The 13,188-nt window shown below is 67.6% G+C and carries 12 protein-coding genes; 8 read left to right on the top strand and 4 right to left on the bottom strand.

Translation table 11 applies throughout. From position 1 onward, the window contains the following. Positions 1–122: 122 nt before the first annotated feature. The 3 genes from AC0IXR_RS08375 (at position 123) to AC0IXR_RS08365 (ending at position 3,159) form a co-directional block, all read left to right on the top strand. On the top strand, positions 123–1,064 hold the full coding sequence (locus AC0IXR_RS08375; protein ID WP_419952585.1) for a DnaJ C-terminal domain-containing protein: 942 nt from the start codon (positions 123–125) through the stop codon (positions 1,062–1,064). 114 nt (positions 1,065–1,178) lie between these two features. After that, positions 1,179–2,024 carry an enoyl-ACP reductase FabI gene (fabI, locus tag AC0IXR_RS08370; RefSeq protein WP_056256854.1) on the top strand — a complete coding sequence of 282 codons (846 nt, stop codon included), beginning with the start codon at positions 1,179–1,181 and terminating at the stop codon, positions 2,022–2,024. Between the two features lie 94 nt (positions 2,025–2,118). Continuing rightward, entirely contained in the window at positions 2,119–3,159 is a 1,041-nt protein-coding gene (locus AC0IXR_RS08365) for a hypothetical protein (RefSeq protein WP_471760395.1), read from the top strand. 23 nt (positions 3,160–3,182) lie between these two features. Here AC0IXR_RS08365 and AC0IXR_RS08360 read toward each other — a convergent pair whose 3' ends face one another. Both AC0IXR_RS08360 and AC0IXR_RS08355 read right to left on the bottom strand, forming a co-directional pair. Next, positions 3,183–4,337 carry an AAA family ATPase gene (locus AC0IXR_RS08360; protein ID WP_471760786.1) on the bottom strand — a complete coding sequence of 385 codons (1,155 nt, stop codon included), beginning with the start codon at positions 4,335–4,337 and terminating at the stop codon, positions 3,183–3,185. A 72-nt stretch (positions 4,338–4,409) separates the two neighbouring features. Further along, a complete protein-coding gene (locus AC0IXR_RS08355) occupies positions 4,410–5,108 on the bottom strand; it encodes an MOSC domain-containing protein (RefSeq protein ID WP_471760394.1) in 699 nt (232 codons plus the stop codon). A gap of 138 nt (positions 5,109–5,246) precedes the next feature. Here AC0IXR_RS08355 and AC0IXR_RS08350 point away from each other — a divergent pair, with 138 nt between their 5' ends. Next, on the top strand, positions 5,247–5,777 hold the full coding sequence (locus AC0IXR_RS08350) for a helix-turn-helix domain-containing protein (protein WP_471760393.1): 531 nt from the start codon (positions 5,247–5,249) through the stop codon (positions 5,775–5,777). 25 nt (positions 5,778–5,802) lie between these two features. On the opposite strand, the gene AC0IXR_RS08345 is transcribed toward AC0IXR_RS08350, so the two are convergent. Continuing rightward, positions 5,803–6,792 (bottom strand): polyphosphate kinase 2 family protein, encoded by a 990-nt coding sequence (locus AC0IXR_RS08345; RefSeq protein ID WP_471760392.1) that lies wholly within the window; start codon positions 6,790–6,792, stop codon positions 5,803–5,805. A gap of 182 nt (positions 6,793–6,974) precedes the next feature. On the opposite strand from AC0IXR_RS08345, the gene AC0IXR_RS08340 reads away from it, so the two are divergent. From AC0IXR_RS08340 to AC0IXR_RS08325, 4 genes are all read left to right on the top strand, one after another. After that, on the top strand, positions 6,975–7,559 hold the full coding sequence (locus tag AC0IXR_RS08340; RefSeq protein WP_471760391.1) for a histidine phosphatase family protein: 585 nt from the start codon (positions 6,975–6,977) through the stop codon (positions 7,557–7,559). Positions 7,560–7,712: 153 nt separating this feature from the next. Beyond that, positions 7,713–11,831 carry a Pls/PosA family non-ribosomal peptide synthetase gene (locus AC0IXR_RS08335; protein ID WP_471760390.1) on the top strand — a complete coding sequence of 1,373 codons (4,119 nt, stop codon included), beginning with the start codon at positions 7,713–7,715 and terminating at the stop codon, positions 11,829–11,831. A gap of 54 nt (positions 11,832–11,885) precedes the next feature. Continuing rightward, entirely contained in the window at positions 11,886–12,098 is a 213-nt protein-coding gene (locus AC0IXR_RS08330; protein WP_056423920.1) for a DUF5397 family protein, read from the top strand. A gap of 102 nt (positions 12,099–12,200) precedes the next feature. After that, entirely contained in the window at positions 12,201–12,377 is a 177-nt protein-coding gene (locus tag AC0IXR_RS08325; RefSeq protein WP_471760389.1) for a hypothetical protein, read from the top strand. 134 nt (positions 12,378–12,511) lie between these two features. Here the strand turns inward: AC0IXR_RS08325 and AC0IXR_RS08320 are convergent, their stop codons facing one another. Next, a complete protein-coding gene (locus tag AC0IXR_RS08320) occupies positions 12,512–13,168 on the bottom strand; it encodes an alpha/beta hydrolase (protein WP_056423924.1) in 657 nt (218 codons plus the stop codon). Between the last annotated feature and the right edge of the window lie 20 nt (positions 13,169–13,188).

Raw genomic sequence — 13,188 nt, 5'->3', positions numbered from 1 at the left:
AACCGTCGAATCCTGTCGAACGACCGTTGCAAAGAAGCAACAGCCATTCCACATAGCGGAAGATTTCGACAGGGAGCGGGCATGAGCCCGGCCCCGTGCGGCACCGAGACCGATAACAGACGATGCGCAATCCCTACGACGTGCTGGGTGTGGCCAAGGGCGCCAGCGAGGCCGACATCAAGAAGGCCTATCGCAAGCTCGCCAAGGCCTACCACCCCGACACCAACAAGAACGATGCCAAGGCCAAGGACCGTTTCTCGGAGGCAAACAGCGCCTACGAGATCCTCGGCGACGCGACCAAGCGCGCCCAGTTCGATCGTGGCGAGATCGACTCCGACGGCAGGCCTCGTGCGCCATCCGGCTTCGATGGGTTCGGCGGCTTCGGTGGCGGCCCGGGCGGCGCCCGCTCCGCGGGCTTCGACTTCGAGAGCGCCGCGCGCAGCCGGGCCGGTGGCGGCGGGATCGGCGAGGATATCTTCTCGCACCTGTTCGGCGACACGTTCCGGGGCGGTGCCGGTGGCGGTCCGGGCGCGAGGGGACCGATGAAGGGCGAGGATCTCTCCGCCGAACTCTCCGTGACCCTCGAACAGGTGGCGAGCGAGGAGAAGCTGCGGATCTCGCTGGGCTCACGCGACGTGGACGTGGTGATCCCCAAAGGCGTCGTGGACGGGCAGACCATCCGCCTGCGTGGCCTCGGCAACCCGGGCGGGCCACGCTCCTCGCCGGGCGACGCCCTCCTGACCATCCGCATCCTGCCGCATCCGCGCTTCACCGTGGAGGGGGCGGATCTGCGCACCTCCGTCGACCTCGCCCTCGAGGATGCGATCCTCGGCGGCCCGATCCGCGTGCCCACCCTCACCGGCGCGGTCGAGATGCGTGTTCCGGCCATGACGAGTTCGGGCCGGACCTTCCGCCTGAAGGGCAAGGGCCTGCCGAAGAAGGATGGCACCCGCGGCGATCTGTTCGCCACCACGGCGATCTCGCTGCCCGCGAGCGAGGACGAGAACCTCATCGCCTATGCCAATGCGCGTCGAGCGGCCCGCACCGGCACTGGACAGGCGTAGGCCCGGACTTCCGTCACCGGCGCACCTCCGCTAAGGATGCCTCGGCGCGAGCGCTTCCCCCCAGGTCCGGACGGGTCCGCTCCGGCGCGCGACGGCCTCTCGCTCAGGTGACCCATGGCGGATACGAACCCGGTACACGATCACGTCGGCGGCCTGCTCGCCGGGAAATGCGGTCTGGTGCTCGGTGTCGCCAACAACCGGTCCATCGCCTGGGGCATCGCCAAGAGCGCCCATGCGCATGGCGCCAAGCTCGCCTTCAGCTACCAGGGTGATGCGCTGAAGAAGCGGGTCGAGCCGCTGGCGCGCGAGCTCGATGCCCATGTGGTGGGGCATTGCGACGTCACCGACGGCGCCTCCATCGATGCCGTCTTCGCTGAAGCCGGCCGTGTCTTCCCGCAGGGGATCGACTTCGTCGTCCATTGCATCGCCTTCTCCGACAAGGACGAGCTGACCGGCCGCTATGTCGAGACCTCGGAGGCGAACTTCACCAAGTCGCTGATGATCTCCTGCTACTCGTTCACGGCGGTGGCCCAGCGGGCCGAGAAGCTGATGCCCAATGGCGGCTCGCTCCTGACCCTGACCTATTACGGCGCAGAGAAGTGGATGCCGCATTACAACGTCATGGGCGTCGCCAAGGCGGCGCTGGAAGCCTCCGTGCGCTATCTCGCGGCCGATCTCGGCCCCTCGAAGATCCGCGTCAACGCCATTTCGGCGGGGCCGATCAAGACGCTCGCCGCCTCCGGCATCGGCGATTTCCGCTACATCCTCAAATGGAACGAATACAACGCGCCCCTGCGGCGCACGGTGACCATTGAGGAGGTCGGCGAGACCGCGTCCTATCTCATCTCCGACATGTCGCGCGGCATGACGGGCGAGATCCTCCATGTGGATGCCGGCTACCACGTGGTCGGCATGAAGAACCCGGAAGCCCCGGACCTGAGGCTCGACAGCAAGGAGTGAGGTGGGCCGCGAGCGTTTCGCGCCGTCCGCCCCGGGCGAGTAGGGCGGAACACCGACCCGGTCCGGGGCCGCTTTCCGCCGAGGCCCCGTCATCGTGAAGACTCGCCCTGACTTCGATGACGCGGCCTCCGCCGGGATCATCACCTCCGACCAGGCACGCGCCCTCGCCGCCTTCTACGCCGCGCAGCCGGGCCGCGGCGCGGCCTTCGATCTCACCCATGTGCTCTGGTATGCCGGCGCCCTGGTGGTCATCGGGGCGATGGGCCTGTTCTCGACCCTAGCCTTCGGGCTGATGGGCGGACCGGCCCTCACCGCCACCGCCCTGGTCTACGCCGCCGCCTTCGTCGCCGCCGGGCGGCACCTTCGCATCGCATACGATCTGCCGGTCCCCGGCGGCCTCCTCATCGCCTGCGCCGTCGCCATGACGCCACTCGCCGTCTACGGTCTGCAGGAGAGCTGGGGTTGGGGCGAGCAGGGCCGGCCGGGCGCCTATCGCGACCTCTTCGCCTGGATCAAGGGCGGCTGGGTGCCCATGGAAGCGGCGACGCTCGTGGCCTCGGCCATCGCCCTGCGCGCCACGCGCTTCGGTTTCATCACGGTGATCGCGGCGGTGGCCCTATGGTTCCTGTCCATGGATATCGGCCTCTGGGCCACGGGGCCGGATCTCGACTGGGAAACCCGCCGGACGATCTCGCTCTGGTTCGGATTCGGCCTCATCGCCTTCGCCTGGGCCGTGGACCTGTGCCAGAAGCGGACGGATTACGCGTTCTGGCTCCATGTTGCAGGCATCCTCACCTTTTGGGGCGCGGTGACGTGGCAATTCTCCGACAGCGAGGTTGCGAAGGCACTCTACGCCCTGATGAACGTCGCACTCATCGGCCTCGCCATTTTCCTCTCGCGGCGGATCTACGCGGTGTTCGGCGCCATCGGCGTGGCGCTCTATCTCGGCGATCTGGCGAGCCGGGTGTTCAAGGACTCGCTGCTCTTCCCCTTCGCGTTGTCGCTCATCGGTCTAGGCCTGATCGGCCTCGGTATCCTCTACCAGCGCCATGCCGACAGGATCGGCGGGGCGATGTTACGGTCGCTGCCGGGATCTCTCCGGCGCTGGCGGCCCGACCACGGCGACAGGGCATGACCAGCTGAGCATGAGAGCCCCAGTCACGCGTCGTCGGCTTCCGCGAACTCTCCCGACAGCTTGAGCCCCTCGATCCAGGTCGCCCCCTCCCGCTTGACCACCCGGCGGGGCGATACGCCGCCCTGCTTTCCGATGGCGTCGGCCAGCCGCTCCGAATGGGTCACCAGCCAGACCTGTGTGCGACGCGACGCGGTCACGATCATTCGTGCCAGGGGATCGAGCAGGTCCGGGTGGAGGCTCGTCTCCGGCTCGTTGAGGGCGATGAAGGGCGGGAGCCGGTAGGCGAGGAGGGCCCCGGCGAGGGCGAGGTAGCGAAGCGTCCCGTCCGACAGTTCGGCGGCCTCGAACACGCGCTTGGGGTAGTCGGGAAAGACCATCCCGAAGCTCGCCTCGCGGCCGGGCGACGGGATGACGAGGCGCGCGCCGGGGAAGGCATCGGCCACCGCCCCGTCGAGATCGACGGTGTCCTCGCGGATGTGCCGGAGGGTGGCGAAGACGGCGGCGAGGTCGGATCCGTCCGACGACAGGGTCGGCGAGGTGACGGCGAGGCAGGGCCGGCGCAGGGCCGAGGCCGCGTCGGTGCGGAAATCGTGGTGGAAGCGCCAATCCAGTAGCGCATGCCGAACGAGATGCAGTTCGGGAAACGCCACCGCGTCCTGAAGTGCCGCGAGCGCGGTTTCGGTGGCGAGGAGACTCGAGCCGAGCGAGCGCTTACGGCCGTCATCGCCGCGCACGAAGCCGGAAGGCCCGTCACGCTCGAGCATGACCGCCGGCCGCCGGCCCGACAGGACGGTGAGCCGCTCCCGCTTGATCTGCGGTTCGAGCCGGAAGGCCGCTCCCCTGGGGCCGTCCTCCGACTGGGGCACCAGACCGACCTCGATCTCGTATCCGTAGGCGACGGACGCAGCCTCGTCGCCGAGCTCGACGGACCATCCCACCCGCACCGGCCCCTTGCCGCTGCGTGGTCCGGCCCAGACGACCGAGTCCATCCCGCCTTCCGCCGCGAGATCACGCACCAGCGTGCCGGCGGCGGCGGCCTGCAGGCGTTCGAGCGCCCGGTAGAGGTTGGTCTTGCCGACACCGTTGCCACCGATGAACACGGAGAGAGCTTCCACCGGGAAGCCGATACGCCTGAGGGACCGATACCCGGTGGAGGAGATGTTACGGACGGTGAGCATGGGGCCGCCTTCGCCGAAGATGCGGGGCCAGTCGAAGCGCATGCGGCCATCGCGAGCAAGCGCTCGGGAGGGTCAGGCGGTGCTTGCATCTCCCTGCAGCCGGGGTTTCCAATCTTCCACCTGCCCCTTGTCGAGGCGTCGTGCGGCAAGGGTTCGCCAGGACGTCGACAGGGACGGCAGGGCGGCGATCTCAGCCAGCGCCGCCCGATCGAGCCGGTCGACATAGAAGACCCGGAGCAGCCGCGACAGCGGCCAGTCCGGGTGCGCCCGTTCCACCAGCGCGAGATCGTCTCCCGCCCCGACCGTGCCAGTCTCGATGATGCGGTAATACCAGCCGGTCCGCCCGGTCTTCTGCACGCGCACGGCCATGTCGGTCACGCCAAACCGGGCGTTCAGCTTCCAGCACGGCTGACGGGCTTGGCTCACCTGGAGCAGGGCGGTACCGGCGCGCCAAAGGTCACCGATGCAGATGTCGGCCTCGGTGAGCCCGTGGGTCGAGAGATTTTCGCCGAAAGCACCCGGCCGCTCGAGCAGGGCTGGCGCTCCGGGAAGGTCGGCTCGCCAGGCCGGAGCATGATCGAGGGGATAGTGATGGACGGCCTTCTCCGGCCCGCCATGGTTACGACGATCCGCCTGCTCATCGCCGTCCAGCCCCTCGAACCCGATCCGTACAGGGCCGGCCGAGGTCGACTTATCGATGCCACTGGGCTTCCCGGTCGAAGCCAGAGGCGCGACCCGCCCCACCAGCACGGCCTCGATCGTCACACGCATGGTCGGCTCCCACCGAAGTCACCTACGACAAACCATCAGACAACTTGTTGTCTCATGGATACCTCGTTGTCCCTCGGTCTTCGATTTGTCAACGGCCCATCGCGTTGCCGACCCGGTGAAAGCCGGTCATGTGGGGGCATGTCCGTCGCACAACGCATCCGGGCGCTTCGACGCCGCAGCCATCTCACCCTCGATGCCCTTGCCGCCCGCGTCGGGGTCCACAAGGGCCACCTGTCGCGCATCGAGCGCGGTCAAAAGGCTCCATCCCTGGCCACGTTGGAGGCCATCGCGATGGGGCTTGGGGCGAGCATGTCCGAACTGTTCGGGGAGAAGGCCGCCGCAGACGACGTGATCGTCGCGCGCGCCGGGGCCAGGACCACGACCCGTGACGCCGGTTATGCGGTTCACGCTCTGCTGCCGGCCGAGGCGGGACGGGCCGCCGCTCTGTACATGGTCGAACCGGGCGAGACGTTCCTCACCGAGGATCGTCCTACCCATGGCGGCCAGGAGATCGCTTATGTCCTGGCAGGGGAGGTTGAACTTGTCGTGGCGGACCGCAGCGTCATCCTCGGTATCGGCGACTGCGCCACCTACGATGGCGGCCTGCCGCACCGTCTACGCCGCCTCGGCAGCGCACCGGCATCGGTGCTGGTGATCATCACCGGCTGAGGCCACGCAGCGGCATCGTCCCCCCTCAATCCGGCACCGTCAGCTCGGCGATGCCCGGCTGAGCGTCCGGATAGCGCGGGTCCATCGCCTCCAGGGTGTTGGCGATGGTGCGGGCGACGAGGAGGTTGCGGTACCATTTGCGGTTGGCCGGCACCACGTGCCAGGGCGCGTGCGGGGTGGAGCAACGGGTCAGGGCATCCGTGAAGGCGCTCTGATAGGCGTCCCAGGATTGGCGCTCGACGAGGTCGGCCGCATCGAATTTCCAATGTTTCTCGGGGTCGGCGATCCGCGCCTCCAGGCGCTCCTTCTGCTCGTCCTTCGAAATATGCAGGAAGAACTTCAGCACGGTGACGCCCGACAGGGTCAGCATCCGCTCGAAATCGTTGATGAGGTCGTAGCGCGGCCGCCATACGTCCTCCGGCTCCAGGGATTTCACCCGCACCACGAGCACGTCTTCGTAATGGCTGCGGTTGAACACGCCGATCATGCCGCGCCCCGGCACCTTGGCGTGGTAGCGCCAGAGGAAGTCGTGATCGCGCTCCTCTGCGCTCGGAACCTTGAACGACCACACCCGGCACCCTTGCGGGTTCACCCCCTCGAAGACCGAGCGGATGGTGCCGTCCTTGCCGCCGGTATCGATGGCCTGAAGCACCACGAGGAGGCTGCGCCGATGTTCGGCATAGAGCCGCTCCTGCAACGCCTGGATGCGGCCATGCTCGACGAGGAGCGCCTGCTTGGACGCCTCCTTGTCGAGCCCGCCATCGGCATCGGCGTCGATCGCGGCCAGATCCAATGCTTCGCCCGGCTGAACCGTGACGATGCCCGCCGCGGCGCAGGAGGCGATGGAGGCCGTGTCGATCGGGCTCGCGCGGTCGGGATACCGCATCGCCGAACGAGCCCAGGCCGCGGAGGAGGGCGGCTTGTCCGATTCGGGCCGGCGGGCCGGCGGCTTGGGTTTATGTCGACCCATGTCGTCCGATTGGCCCGAATGCCGCTTGCCGCGCTTCTTCGACATGATCACAACTCACCTTATACGATATTCAATCGATGCAGCGGGCACCGCATGGGCGAGCCGCCTCTCCGGGAAGGCGACCCGCCGATGCCCGTAACGCGTGGAGCAACCTTGAGCGCGACAACGATCCGCGGCCTTGGCCGTTCCGGGGCAGCGCGGCACGCCGCCATGGCCGGCCGGCGCGCATGACGGTGTATTTCATCCGGCACGGCCAGACCGACTGGAACGCGGCCGGCCGACTCCAGGGCCAGCGCGACGTGCCCCTGAATGCCACGGGCCTGGGCCAGGCGGAAAGCGTGGCCGAGCGCCTGAAAGCCGTAGCGGGCGACAGCCTCAGCGAGGCCCGGTTCGTCGCGAGCCCGCTCCAGCGCACACGGCAGACGATGGAAGTCCTCCGGGCCCGCCTCGACCTCGCACCGCAGGACTACGCCGTCGATGCTCGGCTGAAGGAAATCAACTTCGGCACCTGGGAAGGCTCGACCTGGGCCGAGATCCGTCGGCGTGACAGCGGCAGCGCCCTGGCGCGGGACCGCGACCGTTGGGGCTACCGCCCGCCCGGCGAGCATGGCGAAAGCTATGCCATGCTGGTGGAACGGGTGAGACCGGCGATCGCCGGGTTGCAGCGGCCGGCGGTCATCGTCGCTCATGGCGGCGTCGCCCGCGCGATTCTGGTGGTCCTGGGCTATGCCAGCATCCGCGAAGCACCCCGGATGGCGATCCGCCAGGGCAGCGTCCTCGTCCTGGACCGGGCCCGCTGGCACTGGGCCTGACGTGCTTTCTCCGTGAAGACCAGTTCTAGGCGGCTCGGCAAACGTGCTAGAGGGCGCGACCACATCGGGGCGCCGCGTTTTCGGCACGATCCGGGCGCCTAACCCGGTCAAAAGGACGGCCTCGCAGCGGCGGGGCCGGCAGCGGAGCATCGGATGAGCAGTCTCGCCGAGACGACCCGGCCTCGGGCGGAGTCGTTTGTGGACAAGGCCGAATGGGGCGAGACCGGGTCGCATAGCGGCGGCGGAGCGCCGGAGCGTAAGGCCGTACTACGCGGGGAGAGCCGCCCGGACCTCATCCGGGACGAGGTTCTGGGAGAGATCTTTTCCGACAGCGCCCGCCTGCGCCCGGACCATCCCGCCATCATCGACGGCGCGAGCCGGGACGCGGCCGGCCGTCATCCCGCCTTCTCCTATGCCGAGGTCGAGACTCGCGCGGGCGCCATCGCCCGCGGCCTCGCGCATCGCGGAATCGGCCCCGGCGACGTCGTCGGACTCTGGATGGCGCGGGGACCCGACCTGCTGATCAGCCAGATCGGGATCACGATGTCGGGAGCGGCCTGGCTGCCCTTCGACGCCGAGGCACCGGCCGATCGCGTCGCCGTCTGCCTAGACGATGCGGAGGCGAAGCTGCTCCTGGTCTCGCCCGCCCTCGCGCCCCAGGCGCCGGCAGCTAGGCCGGCCCTGACCCCGGAGGCGCTTCTCGCCGAAGTGCCGGCGGATGCGCCCAGTCCCGACCCGCGCGGCGCCGGCCTGACCCCCGCGCATCCCGCCTACCTGATCTACACGTCCGGCTCGACCGGGGTGCCGAAAGGCATCGTCATCAGCCACGCCAACATCTGCCACTTCCTGCGCTCGGGGAACGCGCTGTACGGGATGCGGCCCGACGACGTGGTGTTCCAGGGCGCCTCGGTGGCGTTCGATCTCTCCATGGAGGAGATCTGGGTTCCCTATCTGGTCGGCGCGACGCTGTTCGTCGCCAGCCCGGCGATGATGGGCGATGTCGAGGCGCTGCCCGACATCCTGACACGAAACCGCGTCACCGTGCTCGACACGGTGCCGACGCTGCTCGCCATGCTGTCACAGACGCTGCCGAGCGTCCGCCTCGTGCTGCTGGGCGGCGAGGCCTTGCCGGAGCCCCTGGTCGCCCGCTGGGCCACGGGATCGCGAAAGCTGTTCAACACCTACGGTCCGACCGAGGCCACTGTGGTGGCCACCGCCGCCGAGATGCGGCCGGGCGAGCCCGTCACGATCGGCGGGCCGATCCCGAATTATTCCGTCTATGTGGCCAGCGAGAGCCTGGACCTGCTCGGCCCCGGCCAGCAGGGAGAACTCCTCATCGGCGGCCCGGGCGTGGCGGCGGGCTATCTCCAGCGGCCCGAGCTGACGGCGGAGAAATTCGTCGCCAACCCGTTCCCCTCCGACGGGACCGACCCGGTACTCTACCGGTCGGGCGACGCGGTCTCCCTCGATGCGCAGGGGCGGATCGTCTTCCACGGCCGCATCGACGACCAGGTCAAGATCCGCGGATTCCGGGTGGAGCTCGGCGAGATCGAATCCCGCATCCAGGCACAGGCCGGCATCAACCAGGCGGCGGTGGTCCTACGCCAGGACGATGGCGTCGACCGCCTCGTCGCCTTCCTGATCCCCGAGCGGGGAACGGAATTCGACAAGGCCGCCCTGCGCCACACCCTCGCCGAACAGATGCCGCCCTACATGGTGCCGGGGCATTTCGAGGTGGTGGAGGTGCTGCCGCGCCTGACCTCGGGCAAGGTCGATCGCAAGGCTTTGCGCATCGCGACCCTCACCATCGCCGACCTGTCCGGCGAGCAGGAGTTGCCCGACAACGAGACCGAAGCGGCGATGCTGGCCGCCGCCAAACAGGTTTTCGGCAACCAGCCGATTCCGTTCGAGGCCGATTTCTTCGCCGATCTCGGCGGCCACTCGCTGCTCGCGGCCCGGTTCGTCGGCGCCGTGCGCGAGGCGCCCGCCCTCGCGGCCATCACCCTGCAGGACGTCTATGCCCGGCGCACCCTCCGGGCCATGTCGGAGGCGCTGATCGAGCGCACCGGCGGCGTCGGCACCCAGATGGCCGTGCGTGACCTCGGATTCGTGGCGCCGCCGCTCCTGCGCCGCATCCTCTGCGGGACCGCGCAGGCCATCGCCCTGCCATTCGTCATCGCGCTCGCCACGTCGCAATGGCTCGGAATCTTCGTCACCTACCTGCTGCTCACAGGCGGTTCGCTCGGCTTCTTCGGCGAGATCGCTGTGCTGCTGCTGGTTTATATCGGCATCAACGCCGTCACCGCCTGCATCGCGATCAGCGCCAAATGGCTGATCCTCGGGCGGACCAAGCCCGGCCGCTACCCCCTCTGGGGCGTCTATTATTACCGCTGGTGGCTGACGCAGCGGCTGACCCCGCTCGTCCACGTGAAATGGCTCCAGGGTTCGCCCGCCATCGCCATCTACCTGCGACTCCTCGGCGCGAAGATCGGTGCCGATGCCCTCATCTCCGATATCGAGGTTGGCGCGCCCGACCTGCTCAGCGTCGGAGAAGGGGCCTCCCTCGGCGGCCGCCTCGTCATCGCCAATGCCGAAGTGGTGGGCCACGAACTCATCATCGGCACCGTCAGCATCGGCGCCGATGTGGCCATCGGCACGTCCTGCGTCATCGGCCCGGACACGACGATCGGCGATTTTGCCGAGATCGCCGATCTCACCACGATCCCCACCGGCACGGTGGTGGAACGCGCCGAGCAATGGGACGGCTCACCCGGGCGCAAGGTCGGCATGGCCGACCCTTCCGTCCTGCCCGAGGCCGCCCGGGCCTCGCCCCGCCGGCGCGCCGGCTTCCTCGCCGTCTACGCCTTCCTGCTCGCCGCCATCCCGGCCGTGGGTCTGCTGCCGATCTTCCCCGCGTTCTACATCTTCGACCAGCTCAGCGATTCACTCAGCGACATCACCGATATCGACTACCACTGGTATCTGCCGCTGCTGACCTGGCCCACCGCCATGCTGATGACGGCGGGCACGGTGCTCCTCATCGCCGGCATCCGCTGGCTGGTGCTGCCGCGGGTCTCGTCCGGCACCTACTCGGTGCATAGCGGATTCTACCTGCGCAAATGGGCCGTGGCGCTCGCCGCCGAGGTGACGCTGGAGACACTCTCATCACTCTTCGCCACCGTCTACATGCGGGCCTGGTACCGGCTGATGGGCGCGCGGATGGGGCAGGGGGCGGAGATCTCCACCAACCTCGCCGGACGCTACGATCTGGCGGATGTCGGCGCGCGCAACTTCATCGCCGACGAGGTCGTGTTCGGTGAGGAGGAAATCCGCCGAGGCTGGATGCACATGCATCCCGTGAGCACCGGGGCCCGCGTCTTCGTCGGTAACGACGCGGTGGTGCCACCGGGCGCCGTGATCCCCGACGACATGCTGGTGGGCATCAAGTCGAAGCCGCCCGCCAACGACCTGATGGCGCCGGGGGATACCTGGTTCGGCTCGCCGCCCATCAAACTCCCCTCGCGCCAGAAGGTCGATCTCGGCTCCAACGCGCAGACCTACGAGCCCGGCATCGGGCCGAAGTTCCGGCGCGGCATCTTCGAGGCCTTCTCCACCTCGTTCTCGCCGATGCTGTTCATCACCCTCGCGATCTTGGCCATCGACTTCTACTTCTACCCCGCCATCCTGGCTCAGGACTGGACCGGCCTCGCCGTCAGCTTCGTCGTCGTCAGCGTCGCCATCGCCTTCATCCAGTCCTTCACGGTGATCGGGGTGAAATGGCTGCTCATGGGGGCCTACCAGCCCGGCATGCAGCCGATGTGGTCATGGTGGGCCATGCGCACCGAGGCGGTGGCCGTGCTGTACTGGGGCTTGGCCGGCAAGGTTCTGCTGGAGCACCTGGTCGGCACGCCGTTCCTGCCCTGGATGCTGCGCCTGTTCGGCGCGAAGATCGGCCGTGGCGTCTGCATGCTCACCACCGACATCACCGAGTTCGACTGCGTCACCATCGGCGACTATTCGGTGATCAATCGGACCTCGGCCCTGCAGACGCATCTCTACGAGGACCGGATCATGAAGGTCGGCCGCGTGGTGGTGGGTAAGGGCGTTTCGGTAGGGGCCTTCTCGACGGTTCTCTATGACACCAAGGTCGGCGATTATGCCCGCCTGCGCCCGCTCACCATCGTGATGAAGGGCGAATCGATCCCGGGCCATTCGGAATGGGAAGGCGCGCCGGCAGTGCCGGTGATTCATGCAAAGACGGCGGGGGCCTGACTCGGGGCCTGCTCTTCCCGTTGGACGGTCCGCAAAAAGCTGTAGGATGACGCCATGAACAATATGGCACCTGTTTCACTTCCAAACCTGCAGGGCCTCGTCGGGACGTGGCGGCGGTTCGGCCAGGTCGGTCCCGTCTACGAGATCGTCAGTGTGGGCGATACGCCTGCGGATGGCGATCGGATCGTGCGCGTTCGCGTGCTGGAGACCAGCGAGGAGATCAATTATCGACTCGCTGACGTCTTGGACGATCCCAGAGAGCGCTGATGTTCGCCATTGCGTTCGATCTCGTGGTCGCAGAGGCTCAGATCCATCATCCCAAAGGCGTGTCGCAAGCCTATACTGACATCCGCACCACGCTTTCCGGGCATGGTTTTCGACTGGGTGCAAGGAAGTCTCTACACCAGCAAGGACGAGGATCTGGCTAAGCTGTTCTCGGCCATCACGGCCCTGAAGGGGCTGAGCTGGTTTCCCCGATCCGTGCGCGACATCAGGGCCTTCCGTGTCGAGCAATGGTCGGATTTCACCGCCTTGATCAAGGGTTAGGCGAAGCCCGGCATGTCTCGGCCGATTGCCGGGCATGACGTTCCTCCGATCGAAAAAAGCCGGCGGAGCTTGGCGCCACGCCGGCTTTTTTTAAAGAAGAATCGCTGGCGACGGATCGATCCCGTCCGTTTGTCTCACCCTACCTGCTCTTTCGGGCCGAGCCTCTTGTCGAGATAGGTGTCGACCGTCTGGGTCAGCTCGTCGACCTTGCCGTCGAAGAAGTGGTTGGCGCCCTCGACCACCTGATGCTCGATGATGACGCCCTTCTGCACCTTCACCTTCTCGATGACCGGCATCACCTCGCGGGCCGGAGCCACCCGGTCCTCGGAGCCGTGGACGAACAGGCCGGAGGACGGGCAGGGGGCCAGGAAGGTGAAATCGTAGCGGTTGGCCATGGCAGCGATGGAGATGAAGCCCTCGATTTCGGGGCGGCGCATGAGCAGCTGCATGCCGATCCACGAGCCGAACGAGACGCCGGCGATCCAGCAGGCCCGCGCCTCGGGATTGACCGACTGCACCCAGTCGAGCGCCGAGGCCGCATCGGACAATTCACCCGTGCCATGGTCGAAGTTGCCCTGGCTGCGGCCGACGCCGCGGAAATTGAAGCGGAGCGCCGCGAAGCCGCGATTGGCGAAGGTATAGAAAAGATTGTACACGATCTGATTGTTCATCGTCCCCCCAAACTGGGGATGCGGATGCAGCACGATCGCGATCGGCGCGCCCTTCTTCTTGGGTGCCTGGTAGCGCCCCTCGAGACGGCCGGCGGGTCCGGTGAAGATGACTTCGGGCATGGTCTTTCCAAAACTCCTGG

It is taken from the genome of Methylobacterium sp. AC832, from assembly GCF_979256025.1.
This window is presented reverse-complemented; position numbering and strand designations above follow the sequence as displayed.

What these genes read in the sequence shown, in the direction of transcription:
- AC0IXR_RS08375 (WP_419952585.1), top strand. Translation starts at nt 123, where the DNA reads ATGCGCAATCCCTACGACGTGCTGGGTGTGGCCAAGGGCGCCAGCGAG.
- fabI (WP_056256854.1), top strand. Translation starts at nt 1,179, where the DNA reads ATGGCGGATACGAACCCGGTACACGATCACGTCGGCGGCCTGCTCGCC.
- AC0IXR_RS08360 (WP_471760786.1), bottom strand. Translation starts at nt 4,337, where the DNA reads ATGCTCACCGTCCGTAACATCTCCTCCACCGGGTATCGGTCCCTCAGG.
- AC0IXR_RS08355 (WP_471760394.1), bottom strand. Translation starts at nt 5,108, where the DNA reads ATGCGTGTGACGATCGAGGCCGTGCTGGTGGGGCGGGTCGCGCCTCTG.
- AC0IXR_RS08350 (WP_471760393.1), top strand. Translation starts at nt 5,247, where the DNA reads ATGTCCGTCGCACAACGCATCCGGGCGCTTCGACGCCGCAGCCATCTC.
- AC0IXR_RS08345 (WP_471760392.1), bottom strand. Translation starts at nt 6,792, where the DNA reads ATGTCGAAGAAGCGCGGCAAGCGGCATTCGGGCCAATCGGACGACATG.
- AC0IXR_RS08340 (WP_471760391.1), top strand. Translation starts at nt 6,975, where the DNA reads ATGACGGTGTATTTCATCCGGCACGGCCAGACCGACTGGAACGCGGCC.
- AC0IXR_RS08335 (WP_471760390.1), top strand. Translation starts at nt 7,713, where the DNA reads ATGAGCAGTCTCGCCGAGACGACCCGGCCTCGGGCGGAGTCGTTTGTG.
- AC0IXR_RS08330 (WP_056423920.1), top strand. Translation starts at nt 11,886, where the DNA reads ATGAACAATATGGCACCTGTTTCACTTCCAAACCTGCAGGGCCTCGTC.
- AC0IXR_RS08325 (WP_471760389.1), top strand. Translation starts at nt 12,201, where the DNA reads ATGGTTTTCGACTGGGTGCAAGGAAGTCTCTACACCAGCAAGGACGAG.
- AC0IXR_RS08320 (WP_056423924.1), bottom strand. Translation starts at nt 13,168, where the DNA reads ATGCCCGAAGTCATCTTCACCGGACCCGCCGGCCGTCTCGAGGGGCGC.